The 16,440-nt window shown below is 69.7% G+C and carries 16 protein-coding genes, 1 tRNA gene and 1 pseudogene; 8 read left to right on the top strand and 10 right to left on the bottom strand.

The window, feature by feature from the left end; genetic code table 11:
- Positions 1-35: 35 nt before the first annotated feature.
- From NLI01S_RS06225 to NLI01S_RS06210, 4 genes are read right to left on the bottom strand one after another with little or no spacing between them, the layout of a single operon-like run.
- Positions 36-1,370 carry an STM4012 family radical SAM protein gene (locus tag NLI01S_RS06225; RefSeq protein ID WP_067600727.1) on the bottom strand — a complete coding sequence of 445 codons (1,335 nt, stop codon included), beginning with the start codon at positions 1,368-1,370 and terminating at the stop codon, positions 36-38.
- An 11-nt stretch (positions 1,371-1,381) separates the two neighbouring features.
- Entirely contained in the window at positions 1,382-2,230 is an 849-nt protein-coding gene (locus tag NLI01S_RS06220; protein WP_067600604.1) for an STM4013/SEN3800 family hydrolase, read from the bottom strand.
- 44 nt (positions 2,231-2,274) lie between these two features.
- Positions 2,275-3,450: an STM4014 family protein gene (locus NLI01S_RS06215; RefSeq protein ID WP_157090966.1), complete on the bottom strand. Its 1,176-nt coding sequence runs from the start codon at positions 3,448-3,450 to the stop codon at positions 2,275-2,277.
- Positions 3,451-3,458: 8 nt separating this feature from the next.
- Complete coding sequence (locus NLI01S_RS06210; protein WP_067600598.1) at positions 3,459-4,529, bottom strand: STM4015 family protein; 1,071 nt, start codon at positions 4,527-4,529, stop codon at positions 3,459-3,461.
- On the opposite strand from NLI01S_RS06210, the gene NLI01S_RS26725 reads away from it, so the two are divergent.
- Together NLI01S_RS26725 and NLI01S_RS06195 are read left to right on the top strand one after the other, a co-directional pair.
- Positions 4,489-5,532: a methyltransferase domain-containing protein gene (locus NLI01S_RS26725; RefSeq protein ID WP_190318373.1), complete on the top strand. Its 1,044-nt coding sequence runs from the start codon at positions 4,489-4,491 to the stop codon at positions 5,530-5,532. The genes NLI01S_RS06210 and NLI01S_RS26725 overlap by 41 nt on opposite strands.
- A 109-nt stretch (positions 5,533-5,641) precedes the next feature.
- Positions 5,642-6,877, top strand: a pseudogene (locus tag NLI01S_RS06195) (phospholipase D-like domain-containing protein); the annotation flags it as partial.
- A gap of 109 nt (positions 6,878-6,986) precedes the next feature.
- On the opposite strand, the gene NLI01S_RS26255 reads toward NLI01S_RS06195, so the two are convergent.
- Both NLI01S_RS26255 and NLI01S_RS06190 read right to left on the bottom strand, forming a co-directional pair.
- Positions 6,987-7,202, bottom strand: a complete 216-nt coding sequence (locus tag NLI01S_RS26255) for a calcium-binding protein (RefSeq protein ID WP_084392350.1) — start codon at positions 7,200-7,202, stop codon at positions 6,987-6,989.
- Between the two features lie 306 nt (positions 7,203-7,508).
- Positions 7,509-7,584, bottom strand: a tRNA-Arg gene (locus NLI01S_RS06190).
- 415 nt (positions 7,585-7,999) lie between these two features.
- Between NLI01S_RS06190 and NLI01S_RS06185 the strand changes: the two genes are divergently transcribed.
- Positions 8,000-9,109 carry a D-alanyl-D-alanine carboxypeptidase family protein gene (locus NLI01S_RS06185; RefSeq protein WP_067600589.1) on the top strand — a complete coding sequence of 370 codons (1,110 nt, stop codon included), beginning with the start codon at positions 8,000-8,002 and terminating at the stop codon, positions 9,107-9,109.
- A 67-nt stretch (positions 9,110-9,176) separates the two neighbouring features.
- On the opposite strand, the gene NLI01S_RS06180 is transcribed toward NLI01S_RS06185, so the two are convergent.
- The 4 genes from NLI01S_RS06180 to NLI01S_RS06165 all read right to left on the bottom strand — a co-directional run bounded on the left by NLI01S_RS06180 (position 9,177) and on the right by NLI01S_RS06165 (position 11,724).
- On the bottom strand, positions 9,177-9,602 hold the full coding sequence (locus tag NLI01S_RS06180; protein ID WP_067600586.1) for an MscL family protein: 426 nt from the start codon (positions 9,600-9,602) through the stop codon (positions 9,177-9,179).
- Between the two features lie 85 nt (positions 9,603-9,687).
- The gene (locus NLI01S_RS06175) at positions 9,688-10,338 is read right to left on the bottom strand and encodes an SAF domain-containing protein (RefSeq protein WP_067600583.1); all 651 of its coding nucleotides are present in this window, start codon (positions 10,336-10,338) and stop codon (positions 9,688-9,690) included.
- A gap of 210 nt (positions 10,339-10,548) precedes the next feature.
- Positions 10,549-10,914: an FmdB family zinc ribbon protein gene (locus NLI01S_RS06170; protein WP_067600581.1), complete on the bottom strand. Its 366-nt coding sequence runs from the start codon at positions 10,912-10,914 to the stop codon at positions 10,549-10,551.
- Between the two features lie 144 nt (positions 10,915-11,058).
- The gene (locus NLI01S_RS06165; RefSeq protein ID WP_067600578.1) at positions 11,059-11,724 is read right to left on the bottom strand and encodes a 5-formyltetrahydrofolate cyclo-ligase; all 666 of its coding nucleotides are present in this window, start codon (positions 11,722-11,724) and stop codon (positions 11,059-11,061) included.
- Between the two features lie 172 nt (positions 11,725-11,896).
- On the opposite strand from NLI01S_RS06165, the gene galU reads away from it, so the two are divergent.
- From galU to NLI01S_RS06140, 5 genes are all read left to right on the top strand, one after another.
- Complete coding sequence (gene galU, locus NLI01S_RS06160) at positions 11,897-12,844, top strand: UTP--glucose-1-phosphate uridylyltransferase GalU (protein ID WP_067600573.1); 948 nt, start codon at positions 11,897-11,899, stop codon at positions 12,842-12,844.
- Positions 12,845-12,945: 101 nt separating this feature from the next.
- Positions 12,946-14,175 carry a molybdotransferase-like divisome protein Glp gene (gene glp, locus NLI01S_RS06155; protein WP_067600571.1) on the top strand — a complete coding sequence of 410 codons (1,230 nt, stop codon included), beginning with the start codon at positions 12,946-12,948 and terminating at the stop codon, positions 14,173-14,175.
- Positions 14,176-14,307: 132 nt separating this feature from the next.
- Positions 14,308-14,811: a cyclic pyranopterin monophosphate synthase MoaC gene (gene moaC, locus NLI01S_RS06150; protein ID WP_067600568.1), complete on the top strand. Its 504-nt coding sequence runs from the start codon at positions 14,308-14,310 to the stop codon at positions 14,809-14,811.
- Positions 14,801-15,325 (top strand): MogA/MoaB family molybdenum cofactor biosynthesis protein, encoded by a 525-nt coding sequence (locus NLI01S_RS06145; protein WP_223809132.1) that lies wholly within the window; start codon positions 14,801-14,803, stop codon positions 15,323-15,325. The genes moaC and NLI01S_RS06145 overlap by 11 nt, the downstream gene beginning before the upstream one ends.
- Positions 15,326-15,577: 252 nt before the next feature.
- Positions 15,578-16,297, top strand: coding sequence for a GNAT family N-acetyltransferase (locus NLI01S_RS06140; protein ID WP_067600565.1), 720 nt, complete (start codon positions 15,578-15,580; stop codon positions 16,295-16,297).
- The last annotated feature ends 143 nt before the right edge of the window (positions 16,298-16,440 follow it).

The raw sequence follows: 16,440 nt of genomic DNA, 5'->3' as shown, positions 1-16,440 counted from the left end.
CGGGAGCGGCACGGCGGAGTCGGACGGCACCGGCCTCACCCCGCCTCGTACTCGGCCATGAGCCGGTTCACCCGGGCCGAGAACAGGTCCGGTCCGATCGAGTCGGAGTGGGCCAAACCCTCCTCGGTGAGCCGGATCGTCGCGGCGTCGACGGAGTCCTCCCCGGCGACCAACCACCCGCGTGCGGCCAGCGCGCCGAATTCCTCGGCGAGATCCGCCACCGGGTGACCACCGAAACGTTCGGCGTAGGCCCGCGCGTCCAGGCCCTCCACCCGGAGCAGCGACTGTAGGACGTGGCGGCGCCGACGCTCCTCCTCGTCCAGGTGGAACCCCACCTCGGCACGGGCGAAGTCCCCGGCTTCACGCCCCACGTAGTCCTCGATGATCGACCGCACCTTGCCCACGCCCACCGCGTAGTCGAACGAGTAATGGGTGCCCGAGGTGTAGGAACGCGCCCCACAGCCCAGCCCCACCATGCCGTCGGTCTGGCAACAGTATTCGGGGCCGGCCGTCTCGGCGGCGTCTGCCCTTCGGAACATGCGCATGGACACCTGCTCGTAGCCGTGCCCGAGCAGGTGGTCGCGGCCCTGCCGGTACAGGGACAGTCGGTGGTCGTCCCACTCTCGGGCACGACGGCCCAACCCCGTCAGCGGCCGCACGTACAGCGGGTACAGGTAGACCTCCTCCGGCGACCAGGACAGCGCCGTGTCCAACGAGTAACGCCAGGTGTCCGAGGTCTGCCGCTCGATGCCGTAGATGAGGTCGACGTTGAGGTCGGCGTCGGTGCACGCCCGGATGTCGGCAAGGGCGCGGTCCACCTCCGCGCGCCTTTGCGGCCGTCCGGCGGCGTGCGCCTCACTGTCGACGAAGCTCTGCACTCCCATGCTGATCCGGGTGACGCCGCGCTCGCTCAACACCGCCAGCCGCTCCGAGGTGGCGGTGGCGGGCGAGGTCTCCACCGAGGTGGGGATCGCGGTCAGGTCCACGCCCAGGGTGCGTTCGAGCAGGTCGTAGACACGGACCAGTTCCGTGGCGGTCAGGTAGGTGGGGGTGCCGCCGCCCAGGGCCGCACGGGCGAACGACGCGCCCTCGGGCAGACAGGAGGCGACCACGTCGGCCTGACGCTCCAGGGCGTCGAGGAAGGTGGTGACCTGCTCGGCCGGGGGAGTGGAACGGGTGAACAGGTTGCAGAACCCGCACCGCATCTCGCAGAACGGGATGTGCGCGTACAGCGACAGCGCGCCCACGTCCTCGCCCCGCCACAGGTCGCTCAGGCGGGGCCGGTCGTCGAAGGGGCGGTAGGCCGTCTTGTGCGGGTAGGAGTACACGTACGAGCGGTACGGGGAGTCCGCGCGCACGGGTTCGGTCATGGGGACGAGGCTCACGCCTTCTCCTTCTTCTCGTCGGGCGCGGGGGCCGCGGAACGGTAGCCGTGGGGCAGGACCGCGTGGGTGTAGGGAACGGTCCACACGACCTCGTGGCCGATCCGGTGGCCGGTGTGTCCGTCCTCGCCGTAGGCGGTGCCGTGGTCGGAGCACACGATCGCGAAGCAGGGACGCCGGGCGCTCATGGCCTCCAACAACGGTGGCAGGTGCCGGTCCACGTACTCCAGCGCGGCCGCGTGGCTGGCACGGGTGTCCCCGGCCTCCCGGCTCGCACCGGGCAGGTGGAACCAGTTGGGCTGGTGCAGGGCGGCCACGTTCAACAGCAGGAACAGGGGACGGTCGGCGGGGACGTTCTCGCTGATCCGCACCGCGCGTTCGACCTGGTTCTCGAAGGAGTGGGGGTCGGCGACCCCGAACGACTCCTCCCAGTGGCTCTCGGCGAACAGTCCCGGCAGCACCGACCCCAGCGCCGACCGACGGTTGAAGAAGCCCGTGCCGCCCACGCAGGCGGTGTGATAACCCTCGGCCGCCAGCCCGGAGGGCAGATCGGCGGTCTCGAAAGTCCAGGTACCGGGGGCGGTGGACACGCTGCCGGGGAACGAGGCCGCGAACAGGCGCGGGTGGGGCCCGGGCGAGGCGGGGGTGGGCAGGAATCCGGCGAGCATCGCCAGGTGGGAGGCGTAGGTGAAGCTCCCCGGCGCGTGCCGCTCCTGCCAACCGCCCGCGGGCAGCAACCGGGCCAGATGGGGTGTGCGCCCGGCGGTGGCGAGTTCGACCGCCACGTCGTATCGCAGCGTGTCCAGAGTGAGCAGCAGGAGGTCGTGCGTGCCCACCACGGTGTTCATGTCCGGGGTGGTTCCCGGCAGGGCCGGCCCGGGGGTATCGGTATTCAACGGTGTTCCAAGGTGGGTCGATGCGGTGCGGGGACGGGGGACGCCGAGGGAGAGGGGCCGGACCGTGGGGGAGACACCGGGAACCGGCCGGTCGTGAGCGCGCGCAACTGTTCGGCGTGTGTGCCGCGGCCCTCGTGGAGAACCCGAGGGAGCAGGTCGCCGAAGGCGTTCACCTCACAGATCGTGAAACTGTGCCACCCCGGGGAGAGCAACAGGTCCACCCCGACGTGCAGGGTCGAACCGAACACCCCGGCCGCCGCCTCGGCGGTGGCCATGGCCTCCCGCCACGCGCGCGGTCCCATGGTCTCGCGGAGCGCGTCCACGTCACCACGGGCGTTGCCCAGGTGCAGGTTGGTCAGGGGAGAGCGTGAGGAGCGCGCCACGACGTGGGCGGCGCGACCGGCGACCACCAGGACCCGCAGGTCCACCACACGGCCCTCGAAGCCGGCCTTGGGCAGCCAACGCTCCACGTGCAGACCGTCCGGGGCCAGGGCGTCCACGACCGCCGCCACCTCCGTCTCGGTGGTGTAGGTGCGCGGTCGCAGCGAGTTGAACAGCGCCACCGATCCGTCCTGCGACCAGGTGAGGTCGGCGGAGGTGACCGCCTTGATCCTGCCCGCCCCACCGGTGGCCAGCGCGATCACCCCCGAAGCCGAGGAGCCGTGCGCGGGCTTGACGAACACTCGGTGCGCGCGGTGCTCGGCCATGCGTTCGCGCAGGGACGCGTAGCCGGTGATCGGCCCCGGCAGGGCGTCCGCCACCGGGACTCCGGCAGACGCCAGGCGCGCGTGAGCGCGTCGTTTGTCGCACATGTCGATCAGGTCGACGGGGTCCTGCACCAAGTGCGCGCCGGAGGTCGCGGCCACCAGGGAGGACAGACGCCCCAGTGCGCGGACGAACCCACGGTGTTGATCGGCGGTGCCCTCGGCCCGGTACAGGTCGGGATCCCGTACCCAACCGCGCAGCAGGCGGGCCGTGGTGACGTCCTCGCCGGGGGAGTCCACCCGTACCAACGCGTCGGGAGGCAGGTTCGGGGCCGTGGCCGGGTCGGCGAGTTCGTGCCAGGGCAGCACGACGGGCTCCGGCCACCCCCTCTCCCGGGCGGCCTCCGCGAAGAGCGCGCGGCGTCGATTGCCCGGCACGCACACCACGACCAGCGGTCGTCCACCCACCGGGACGCTCACTCGGTGACCGAGGGGTAGTAGGCGTACTCGTCGTCGGGTTCGTCGCCGTCGGGCACCTCCCGCTCGGAGAGGTCCACCTCCACCCCGGCCGCCGCGAAGGCGGCGCACACCCGCTCGGTCTCCTCCTCCGATAGGTAGTGGTGATGTAGGTCCAGACTCTCCAGGTGGGCCAGCGCGGGGACCGAGGCGAGGAGGTGGTCCACGTCCCGGCCGCGCAGCGAACCCTCGGAGAGGTCCACAGAGGTCAGGCGGGCGAGCACGGGCGAGTCGACCAGGGCACGCAGCCACAGACCGGTGTCCTGGGCGTTGCGCAGACCCAGGTGGCGCAGGTTCGGGAAGGCGTCACCGGACAGGACCGGGGCCAGGTCCTCGGGGACGGCGTCACCCCCGTAGTCCTTCACGCCCAGCCACAGCTCCAGGTGTTCCAGGTGTGGCAATCCGGAGGAGACGACCCCGCGTACGACGGTGCCGGGAAGACCGCCGCTCTGCAGGGTCAGGGAGCGCAGACCGGTGTGCTCGGGCACCTTCAGGGACAGGGGGTAGGTCTTGGTGGTGCGGTCGGGGTCGCCCACACCACGGACGGTGACCTCCGACAAACGCGGGTAAGCGGTCAGGAGCGGTGCCAGGTCGCACTGCTGGAGCCAGGAGATCTCGCATTCCTCGAACGTGATGTCGCCGAGGAACACCGAACTCAGAGCCGGAAACGCGGAGACGTGTTCGATGAGGGCGTCCCGGGCCACGTCCGAGGGAACGTCGGAGTTGTCCCACCCCGCCCAGGAACCGATCACCAGGGCGGTGACCCGAGAGGTGTCCACCTCACGGACGAACCGGTCCATGTAGCGGGAAAAGGTCTCCGGGCCTTCGTGCAGGTGCAGCCGCCAGGCCACGGAGGCCGGGGCCGTCATGGCCTTCTCCATCCGCTCCCGGTGCGGGGTGGAGGTGGGTGTCTCCACCCCGTCCCTCCGGTCCCGTTGGAAGGCCTCGTACAGGTGTGTCTTCTCGGCGCCCTCCGTAAGGAAGTCGACGATGGGCAGTCCCGCGTACTCGGTGAGGTGCTCGCTGTTCAAGCGTGTTTCCTTCTCTCGGATCGAGGGGCGTGCGCCGGGGAATGCGATATGTCTAGCAGCGGCCGGAGACAGCCGAGGCCGAGCCGTGAGTGTTCGCCCGCGCCCGTGCAGCGGCGCAGTCGACCGATCAGGGTTGTTCGTGTCGGCGGACCATCTCCTGCTCGACGATCTCCCGGGCCTCACGCAGCAGGGCCATGCGCTCCTCCAGATCCGCCAGGTGCGCGGTCGGGATCGCCCGCCGCTCCACCGGGTCCGGGTTGTCCAGGACCTGCGCTTCGCCGACGCCACCTTCGACACCGTGGTCTGTGCCCTGGCGTTCTGCGTCATCCCCGACCAACGCCGCGCCCTGGAACGGATGCTGCGGGTACTGCGCCCCGGTGGACTGCTCCTGCTCCTCGACCACATCGAGTACACCCGGTGGCCCATGCGCCGGAAAGAGGAGCGGAAGACGCACCCGCGCGGCCTGCCGAGGACGATCGCCCAGGAGGTGGGGTTCACGGTCCTGGAACAGGACGGGGTGGGCCGCCGCGCGCTCGGGCGGCCCTTCAGCAGGTGGACGTACCGGGTACGGGAAGAGGTCTTCCTCCGTGAGGTGGGCCGGCTGGAGCCGCGCGGGGCGCGTGCTCTCGACGCGGGCGGCGGAACCGGCTTCTACGTGGACCCGTGGGGTCGACTCGGAGCCGACGTGGTCACCGGTTGTGACATGTCCCACGCGGCGGTGGGGCGTCTGCGCGGACGTCCCCCCACCGGTTCGTCCGCCAGGACGTGTCCGCACTGGATGCCTTCGAGGACACGAGCCTGGACGCCGCATCGTGCATGGACGTGCTCTTCCACGTCACCGACGACGATCGCTACGCGGCGGTACCGGAGAGTCTCGGCCGGCCGGCGCCCTCCTCTACCGGGTGGACCGTCGACCGGTCCGTGGCAGATGGGAAGGCCCCACCACCGAACCGCTCTTGCCGCGCAGGCGCGAACAGGGCCGACCCGGCCCGGGGCGAGGTGATTCGTCCAAGGTCCACCGTGCACGGCCGGATACGGTTGGGACACAAACTGTGCCGGGCCGCGCCCCAGGGCGACCCCACGGCGGACGGCCTGTTCCGGGAGGCGACCGTATGCTGAGACGTTCGACCGTCATGACCTGGGTTCGGCGAGGGCTCTTGGGACTCCTCGCCACTCAGATCGCCGTGGTGGCGACCCTTGTCGGGATCGACCACTGGCGAAAGAAGGTGCGCCCGCACCGGGTGAACTTTCCCCGTACCGAACCCACGTCCCTGCCGCTCGGGGGCAACACCACCACCGTCTACACCTATGGCGCCGACCTGTTCGAGGACATGCTCGGGGCCATCCGCGGTGCCCGCCGTCGCGTCCTCTTCGAGTCCTTCATCATCAAGTCCGACGCCGTCGGCCGCGAGTTCAAGGCCGCCCTGATCGAGGCGGCCGAACGCGGTGTCGAGGTGTACGTCGTCTACGACGGTTTCGCGAACCTGGTGGTGCCCCGTCGGTTCTTCGAGTTCCCACCCTCGGTACGGGTCCTGCGCTACCCGGTGTTCCGGCTCGGGATGCTGCTCCTGGACGTGCGCAAGTCCGGTCGGGACCACCGCAAGATCCTCACCGTCGACGGCGAGATCGGGTTCGTCGGTGGGTTCAACATCGGCTCCACCTACGCGATGGAGTGGCGCGACACCCACCTGCGGGTGGCCGGCCCGGTGGTGTGGGAGTTGGAGAACGCCTTCGTCGACTTCTGGAACAGCAACAAGGCCGCGAGCGACCCCGAACTGGAGGGGTTGGGCGAGACCGAATGGGACCCCCACATCCGCGTCCATCGCAACGTTCCCGAACAGCTCATCTACCCGATCCGGGCGATGTTCCTGGAGGCGCTGGACCGTGCCAAGGACAGGGTCCTCTTCACCCAGGCGTACTTCATCCCCGACCAGGAGCTCGCCAACGTGCTCGTCGAGGCCGCCGGTCGGGGAGTGGACGTCAACGTCCTCGTCCCGGAGAACTCCAACCACGTCGTCGCGGACTGGTTGGCGCGCGGTCGCTACTCCGAACTGCTCCGCGGCGGGGTGCGTCTGTGGCTGTACCAGGGCACGATGGTGCACGCCAAGACCGCCACGGTGGACGGCCAGTGGAGCACCATCGGCACCGCCAACGTGGACCGGCTCAGCCTCATCGGCAACTACGAGATCAACGTGGAGCTCTTCGACGAGGGTGTGGCCAAGCACCTGGAGCGGGTCTTCGACGTCGACCTCACCAACGCCCGCGAGCTGCCCGAGGAGGAGTGGCGCGGTCGCCCCGTCATGGCCAAGTTCAGCGAGATCGTCCTGGCACCGTGGCGTAGCTTCCTCTGCGGGCTCTCGGGTCCACCTTCCTCGTGTGAGATCGGCGCAGGGAAGTCCCGCCATGGAACCCGATTTCGAGGATCCCTCGCCCAAGGCCACGCCGTCCCCGGCGAAGTCAATCCTCGGGGGAGAACCGGGGGAACCTGCGGGGGAAGAACACCTCCGGCTCCGCACGACGTGGCCGCGGTCCACCCCAGTGCTGTGGCCCCGGATGGGGATCCCTGCTGAGCGCGGACGCGATCGCCGAGGGCGACCCACCTCGTTGCCGCCCTCGCGGCCGACCGTTCTCCCGCTCGGTGTCGCGTTCGGTCCCGTGGTCTCCGTTCGCCACCCGGCTCGCCCCCGTTCGCCCTGGATCACGCGTGTCCGGCCTGGTCGGCCGGGTCTCCATGATCGAGGCCGGAGCCTGGTGAAGCCCGTCCCGACACGACGTGGAAGGGCGATTCCGTCCAGAGTTCTCCCCAGAACGGGGCCTCCAAGGAACCGGTGCGTCCGAAAGGTCGTTGTTCGGGGAGAATCGGTACCGGGTGTGCTGTCCGCGATACTTGTGGGGACTTGATCGTCTCTGGGGGCGACCATGGGAAAGCAAAAAGGCGCGGACACCGTCCCCGTTGGAGGACGACGCCCGCGCCTTGTGTGGCGGCCCCGGCAGGATTCGAACCTGCGGCACCCGCTTTAGGAGAGCGGTGCTCTATCCCCTGAGCTACGGAGCCATGGTTTTGACGGAGGTTACCCCGTCGCGGGGTCAAGCCTAACCCAGGATGGGCGTGCATGGGATGCCGATTGATGTTCCGGCGGCGCCGCGGGGGCACGCTGTGTGCGTGGCGGAGTACGCTGACCTACGATTGGTTGTCCTGGTAGCGGTGTGATGTTGTTCATGTCGCGTGTCGCGATTATGGCGGCTTGAGCGCTACGGTCACTGTGGGTTGATGGACGTGACCTCCATCGGTGATCCGATGACCAGGCCTTCCGCCGAGGGTCGAGTGGGACGCCCCGCAGGGGAACGGCTCGCTGTCCGCGGCCGTGGCCACCGGATGGAACTGCCCAGTGTGTCCGCATGTGGACATGTAGTACGTTGCCATGCGGCCACGAGTAGATGTTCGAGGAAAAGCAGCCGGAGGATCATTCGTGCCGTTCAATTCTGATTCGGCGCGGCGCAGGTTCCGCGTGTCGGGTGGCGGGGCGCTGTCCGCCCTGAGCCTGGCGCAGCGGGTCCGGATGACGCAGGCGCTGACGCTCGTCCTGGTCACCGCGCTGCTCGTCGTCCCCTTGCCGCAAGCCGCACTGGCACCCGCTTCCGCAGAGGCCGACCTCGAGGACCTGAGGAGCAACGCCGAAGAGGCGACCCAGGAGCTGGAGGACGCCACCGACGAGTACGTCGAGCGCCAAGAGGCCGTGGAATCCGCTCAGGAGGACCTGGTCGGGACGCTCCACGAGCTACAGCAGATCGAGGTCGACCTCGGTGAGATGCGCGAACCGCTCGCCCGGCTGGCCAGCACCATGTACCAGCAGCCCGAGGCGGGCGTACTCGGCATCCTCGCCACCGGTGACCTCGACGAGGACCTCCAGACCCAGTCCTACGCCGCCAAGCTGTCCGAGGACAACCAGGCGTTGATCCAGGACGCCACGGACCTGCGTGAGGAGCAGGTCGGATTGGCGAGCGAGGCGCAGGAACTGCAGACCTTCACCCAGCTGGAGCAGGCGGAACTCGCCGCCCAGGTGGAGGATCTGCGCGCCCAGTCCGAGGAGAGCACCAACGCGCTCACCGACGAACTGGAGTCGCGCGGTCTGGACCCCGACACCTTCATGGCCGCCTCGGAGTGCGACGCCTCCGCGGGTTCCAAGGCGGACGGCTACCCCAACGGGCTGCTGCCGAAGGAATCCCTGTGTGAGATGTACGACGGACACTTCCTGAGAGCGGACGCCGCCAAGTCCTTCCTCGAACTCAACATGAAACACGTCGAGCAGTACGGCGAGAACATCTGCATCACCAGCTCCTACCGTGACCTGCCCAACCAACACCGTGTGTACGGCGAGGTGGCACCCGGTTTCGCCGCCGTTCCGGGCACGAGTAACCACGGTCTGGGACAGGCGATCGACCTGGGCTGTGGCATCCAGAACTTCCGTTCCGAGAAATGGAACTGGATGGAGGCCAACGGAGGCGACTACGGCTGGATCCACCCGGCCTGGGCCAAGTCCAGTCCGTTCGAACCCTGGCACTGGGAGTACGAGGGCTGATCGGCCCGTGAACCCGTAGGGCGGCCCCGCGGGGCCGCCCTTACGCGTGTGCGGGAGGCGTGGTGGGTCAGGCCGTGTTCTCCGGGGTCGTGGCGACCTCCGGGGTGACCTCACCGGTGCAGTGGGCGCACTTGACGGCCCTCTTGTCGATCTCGGTGAAGCAGTGCGGGCACTCGCGGGTGGTCGCCTCCTCCGCCTTGATGAACTTCTCCATGAGCTTGCCGAGCGGCAACACCACGAAGAAGTACAGGATCGCCGCGGTCATCAGGAAGGAGATGAGGGCGTCGATGAAGGAGCCGTAGAGGAACCGGCTGCCGTTGACCTCGAAGTAGAGGTCGCCGAAGGTGGGAACACCACCGAAGATGCCGAGCAGCGGGGTGATGAACCCTTCGGTGAACGCCGTGATGAGACTGGCGAAGACGGAGCCGATGACCACCGCGACGGCCAGCTGCACCAGGTTTCCCTGGAGCAGGAACTTCTTGAAGCCTTCCATGGGGTACTGCCCTACGTGTTCGGAGTTGTCGGGAAGGCGCCGCGGCGCGGCGCCTCGGATAGCTTTCACCAGCTCCGGACATGGGTCAACCGCGGATGATGACGGACAGTCGCGAAGCGGTCGCGTGCCCGGCCAGCACGCGGGCCTCCTCCGCGGTGGCGGCGATGAGGATCAGCGCACCGCCCTCACCGGTGACGCCGTCCTCCGTCGGTACGTCGAGCACAGGACGGTCTCCGACCACCTCGACGGCGGGCCCCGCGCGGACGGGTGGGCCGCCGAGTTCGTCCATGGCCCGGGAGGCGAGTACGTCGACCCTGCTGCCGGGGGCGAGAAGGGCCACCGCCCCGGGGTCGGAGACCCGGACCGGTACCGCCACCATGTCGGGGCCGTAGGGGGCGGCGGGTGGGTCGCCCAGTCGGGCGTCGGTCAGAACCTCTCCCTCGCGTACGGGTGCGTTCGGTACGAGCCCGGTGGGTGGGTCCTCGGGGGAGAGGACGCCTTCGGGAAGCAGACGGTCCGGCAGGGTCCGACCGGCGATGTCGGCCTCGGTCACCGGCCCGGTGGCGTCCAGGTCGCGGGCGGCGACCAGTACTTCCGTGGTGGGCTCGGGAGGGGGCCGCAGGACCATGACGGCCCCGATCGCCGCGCAGGCGGCCAGGAGGGCCGCCACGGCGCGTCGGTACCGGTCCAGGAGGCGCAGGAGCCCACGTCGGTGACGGTAGGGGGTGGTGGTCATGCCTTCAACGCTAGGACGACGGGAGGGGGCCGGACCGGTTATCCACAGGTCGGATTCCCCGGACCCTTCCCGGGCCACGGAAGACCACGGAACGCTCGGGCGGCCCCGGCACCGATACGCGACAAGGCCCCGCGTGGGAAAGACCCCGCACGCGAAAGCGCCGCCGGAGGATACCGGCGGCGCGGACAGGTCAACGGAAGGTGGGGCGGCTCAGCTCTTGCTCGTGCTCGCGGTGGTGGGGCTGCCGGTGCTCTTGCCGCCGCTGGAGGAGTCGCCTCCGGAGGAGGCGCTCTTGGCGGTGGAGTCGCCGGACTTGGCCGAGTCTCCGGAACCGGAGGGCTTGGAGTCCTTGCCCTCGGCGGAGCCCGAACCGGTCATGGTCGAGCTGTTGGAGGTGCTCGAGCTGCTGTCGGTGCGGTAGAAACCGGAGCCCTTGAAGACGATCCCCACGGCCGAGTACACCTTGCGCAGGCGTCCCTCGCACTCGGGACAGACCGTCAGCGAGTCGTCGCTGAAGCTCTGCACGACCTCCATCTGGGCGTCGCACTCGGTGCACGCGTACTGATACGTAGGCACTGTTCCGGGTCCTCCTTGCTGGCACTCTCACCCGTTGACTGCTAAATAGTACGCGTTCGCCGGCCACGGCCGCGACCGCCCCTCATCCGGAGGGGTCATCGATGGGGATGGGCACCGCAAGCGACAACGTCCCGGTGTGATCGCTTAATCCCCGCTCGACCCCGGCCCGGACCCGCTCCGGCCACGGCCTCCGTCGGGCCGGACCGTTGCCGCGGGGTCGAACGAGTGCAGTCCGCCACCCGGAGTGACCACCCCGTCCACGGGCCGATCATGGGGCTCCGAGGGCAGCTCCGCGACGAACTCCTCGTCGTGGACCACCGCGATCGCCGGGGTGTGCGGGCCCTTGTGCGCCAAGGCGCGGTCGTAGCAGCCCGCCCCCCGTCCCATGCGCACACCGTGACGGTCCACGGCCAGGGCCGGACAGATCACCGCGTCCACGCGGCCCAGCACCTCGGGCCCGTAGCGGTGCCCGGTGGGTTCCACCAGCCCGTGCCCGGACGGTGCGAGAGAGTCGGGGCCGTCGAAGGACGCCCAGTCCAGGGTGTGGTCCGGGAGGAAGATCGGTAGCAGGACGTACGTCCCGCGCTTCCACAGCGCGTGCACGAGCCCGCGCGTGTCGGGTTCACCGCCGACCGAGTAGTAACAGGCCACGGTCCCGCCCATCGCCGGCCAGGGCAGGCCCATCAGGACGTCGCGGATCCTCGCTCCCACACGGTCGCGCTCCCGCGGTCCCCGCCTCCGACGCTCGGCGAGGAGACGCTCACGTAGCGCGCGCTTGTCGGCCCGGTCGCGGCCGTTCGGATCACCCATGCGCCCCAGTGTGGCACCGCCGTTCCGTATGGCCCGGGAACGCCGGTACGTCGACCCGGGTGAACTCCAGGTGGCGTTTTCTCCGCATTCTCCCGAAAGCGCGGGGACTTCTCGTCGCCACGTCCGTGGAGCGAGCACGAGAACGGCTCGCTCTGCCCTAAAGTGCCTGACCATGAGCGCCGACATCGACCAGACGCGTCCCCCGACCCCTTCCGTGACCAAGGCGGTCGTTCCCGCGGCGGGTCTGGGCACCCGTTTCCTGCCCGCGACCAAGGCCACTCCCAAGGAGATGCTGCCGATCGTGGACAAGCCCGCGATCCAGTACGTCGTGGAGGAGGCGGTGGAGTCGGGTCTCCATGACGTCCTCATGATCACCGGGCGCAGCAAGCGTTCCATCGAGGACCACTTCGACCGCGCCTACGAGCTGGAGGTCGCTCTCGAGGCCAAGGGCGACGTGGAGCGGCTACGTTCGGTCCGTGAGTCCAGTGACCTCGCCCAGGTCCACTACGTCCGCCAGGGCGAGCCCCGCGGGCTCGGGCACGCGGTGCTGTGCGCGGAGGCGCACGTGGGCGACAACCCCTTCGCCGTGCTGCTGGGCGACGACCTGATCGAGACCGCCGATCTGCTGCGTCGCATGATCGAGGTGCGTCGCGAACACGGAGGCAGCGTCGTGGCGCTCATGGAGGTCGAGCCCGAACAGGTCTCCCTCTATGGTTGCGCCGCGGTGGAACCCACCGGGGAGGAGGACGTCGTCACGGTCACCGACCTGGTGGAGAAGCCCTCTCGGGAGGAGGCGCCCAGCCGTTGGGCGATCATCGGTCGCTACGTTTGCGACCCCGCGGTCTTCGAGGTCCTGCACCGGACCCCGCCGGGGCGCGGCGGTGAGATCCAGCTGACGGACGCCCTGCTCGAACTCACCCGCACCAAGCCCGAGGAGGGCGGTGGCGTACGGGGGGTCCTGCTGCGGGGACAGCGCTACGACACCGGAAACAAGGCCGACTACATCCGCACCGTGGTCGACTTCGCCTTCCGGCGACCGGACCTGGCCGAGGAGCTCCTGCCCTGGCTGCGCGAGTTCGTCGACCGCCACGACCGCCACGACCGCACCGGCCGGAGCTGACCCGCCCGGCGCGCCCCACCGGTGTCAACGGTCACAATGGGGCGGGGGCGGACCACACGGGTGGACCGTTCCCAGCGCGTACCACCGACCGGAGGGACCCCATGAAGAGCGTCGAACAGCACGTCTCCGATCTGCTGGCGCTGGTCGCCGTGCCCGAGGCGACGGAGCTCGACCTGCTCCGGGCCCACGGGACGGTACTCGCCGAACCGGTGGTCTCCGAGGTGTCCCTGCCAGGCTTCGACAACTCATCGATGGACGGTTACGCCGTCCACTCCGGCGACCTGGAACACGCCTCGCCCGACTCTCCGGTCAGGTTGCCGGTGGTGGCCGACATCCCGGCGGGCGATCCGTCCCCGAGCGCGATCCGCCCCGGCCTGTGCGCGCGCATCATGACCGGCGCCCCCATGCCCACGGGCGCCGACGCCATCGTCCCGGTCGAGTGGACCGACGGTGGGAGCGTGGAGGTCCTCGTCGAGCGTCCGGCCACGCCCGGGCGGTTCGTGCGCCGGAGCGGTGAGGACGTCGAGGCGGGCGCGCGTGTGCTGAGCGCCGGGACCCTCATCGGAGCGGGGGAGATGGGTGTGCTCGCCGCCGTCGGCCGCCGGACCGTCCCGGCCGTTCCCCGCCCCAGGGTCGTGGTCCTGTCCACCGGCGAGGAACTGGTGGAACCCGGGCACCCGCTCGGCGCCGGCCAGATCTACGAGTCGAACAGCTACATGATCGCGGCCGCCGCGAAGGAGGCCGGTGGCGAGGTGCACCGCCACGGCTTCGTCGGCGACGACCCGGTCAGCGTCCGTGACGCCCTGGAGGGGTTGCTGCTGCGCGCCGACATCGTCGTCACCACCGGTGGCGTCAGCATGGGCGCCTACGACGTGGTCAAGGAGGTGCTGGGCAGGCAGGGCACCGTCGAGTTCACCTCGGTGGCCATGCAGCCGGGCAAACCCCAGGGATACGGCACGATCGGCCCGGACAAGACCCCCATCGTCACGCTGCCGGGCAACCCGGTGAGCGCCTTCGTCTCCTTCCAGATGTTCGTACGGCCGGTGCTGCGGAAGCTGCGCGGTCTCGACCCCACGCCCCTGCCGGCCGTGCGCGCCCGACTGTCCACCGCGGTCACCTCGCCGAAGGGTCGACGTTCCTACCTGCGCGCCGTACTGTCGCCGGCGGCCCCCGGCACCGAAGTGGCGCACACCGTCTCGCCCGCGGCCCGACAGGGTTCGCATCAGTTGTCCGCGCTGGCCGACGCCAACGGGCTCCTCGTCGTTCCGGAGGAGGTCACGGAGCTGCCGGCGGGTGCGATCGCGGAGGTCCTGACCTTGCCCGGGCACTGACCCGAGGCGGTCTCCGCGCCGTTGTCACCGTGGAGGAGTACGGTCATGCGTGGGACGCGCCGCCGCGCGCCCCACGCGGCCCGCGCACCGATGGGCCGCGTGGTCCACACGCGAAGACGACGGGTGACCCCGATGACCGACACCCCGAAGACGGAGGCGCACCCCTCCGGCATGACCCATCTCGACGAGTCCGGCGCCGCGCGCATGGTCGACGTCTCCCGCAAGGACGTCGGCGCCCGCAGCGCGACCGCCACCGGCCGGGTCCTGCTCAGCGCCGCGACCGTCGCCGCCCTGCGCGACGGCGAGGTGCCCAAGGGCGACGCCCTCGCGGTCGCGCGCATCGCCGGCATCCAGGGCGCCAAACGCACCCCCGACCTGGTGCCGCTGTGCCACCCCATCGCGGTGCACGGTGTCGACGTGGACCTGAGGGTCCTCGACGACGGCGTGGACATCTCCGCCACGGTCCGTACCGCGGACCGCACGGGCGTCGAGATGGAGGCGCTCACCTGCGTGATGACCGCGGCGCTCGGCCTGGTCGACATGGTCAAGGCCATCGACCCGGAGGCCGAGGTCACCGCGGTCAGGGTCGAGGAGAAGCTCGGTGGGAAGAAGGGGCACTGGAAGCGTGGCGACTGAGCCGAACGAACGCTCTTCGCGTCGGGTCGCCGTGGTCACCGCCTCGAACCGGGCGGCCGCCGGGGTCTACCCGGACCGCTCCGGGCCGGTGATCGTGGAGCGTCTGCGCGGCCTGGACTTCACGGTGGTGGGACCCTGGGTGGTGCCGGATGGTCCGCCGGTGGCCCAGGCGTTGTTGCGTGCGCACCATGAGGGCGTCGACGCCGTGCTGACCACGGGTGGCACCGGTCTCACCCCGCAGGACCGCACCCCCGAGGCCACCCGTCCACTGCTGGCCTTCGAGGTACCGGGCATCCCCGAGGCGCTGCGCGCCGCGGGGCGCGACAAGGGAGTGCCCACCGCGATCCTCTCCCGAGGCCTGGCGGGGGTCGTGGAGCGGGATGGACACAGCATGCTCGTGGTGAACCTGCCCGGGTCCCGAGGCGGTGTGGGCGACGGAATGGACGTGCTGGCACCCGTTCTGGGCCACGCGATCGACCAGATGCGTGGCGGTGACCACCCCCGGTCGGAATGAGACCCGGTAATGACCACAATCACATCCCGGGCATTCCGGAAGCAGAGAATTCCTTGACCCTAGTACGGTTTTCGGTGCAGGAGTGAATGGAGTTTGGAATCATCCGATTCCTGTGTGGCGGAGGTGACACCCGCTACCGCACGTCCCCAGGGGTGGAATACTGGAAGGGCTCACCGGTACCGGGCGTGGCCACGCCCCGGGGCCCGGTGGCGTACCCGCGCCGAGTGGTGCACAGGGCCACGGAGGGACGACGTGAATCGCAGACAGAGGTGGCCGGTCACCCTGAGGGAGGGTTCGATCGCGCTTCGCCCACTGCGCCTACGCGACGCCTCCGCCCTGCGTGACACCCGTGCCCGCAACGCCGAGTGGCTGCGGCCGTGGGAGCCCACCTACCCGGAGATGCCGTTGCGCACCACCGGGATCTCCCCCTACGTCGCGATGATCCAGGCCATCCGCGGTGAGGCGCGACAGGGGTTGTCCATGCCCTGGGCGGTCACCTACGACGACCGTTTCGTGGGACAGCTCACGGTGGGCGCCATCGTGTGGGGTTCGGCCAGATCGGCACAGGTCGGTTACTGGATCGACAGCGCCTACGCGGGGCGGGGCATCACCCCGACCGCGGTCGCGTTGGCCGTCGACCACTCCTTCTTCAACGTCGGACTGCACCGGATCGAGGCCAATATCCGACCCGAGAACAGGGCCAGCAGACGCGTGGTCACCAAACTCGGTTTCCGGGATGAGGGCGTGCGGCGCAGACAGCTGCACATCGACGGGGCCTGGCGGGACCATATTTGTTATGGGCTCACCGCGGAGGAGGTGCCCCGGGGGGTTTTGCGTCGTTGGTACGACGGGGGGACTTCCGGTCCGACCTTGGAGGGTGGTTCCGGCCCCGGTTCCGCATTGGGGCCACATGGCCCGAACGGCGACGAGGATCCACGTGATCCGGCGAGTCCGAACCCGGGACCGAACTGAACGTGACAGCATCACGGATGCATCCGAAGCCTAAACCTCACTTTAAGCACATTGATTCATTACTTTGCGTTGAATTGGCACTGCGCTCCGCAGTCACCATCTGACCTGCGATTTCTTCCGGAGGGGCGGGGCGACCGAAACTG

Source organism: Nocardiopsis listeri NBRC 13360 (assembly GCF_001570765.1).
Lineage (GTDB): Bacteria > Actinomycetota > Actinomycetes > Streptosporangiales > Streptosporangiaceae > Nocardiopsis > Nocardiopsis listeri.
This window is presented reverse-complemented; position numbering and strand designations above follow the sequence as displayed.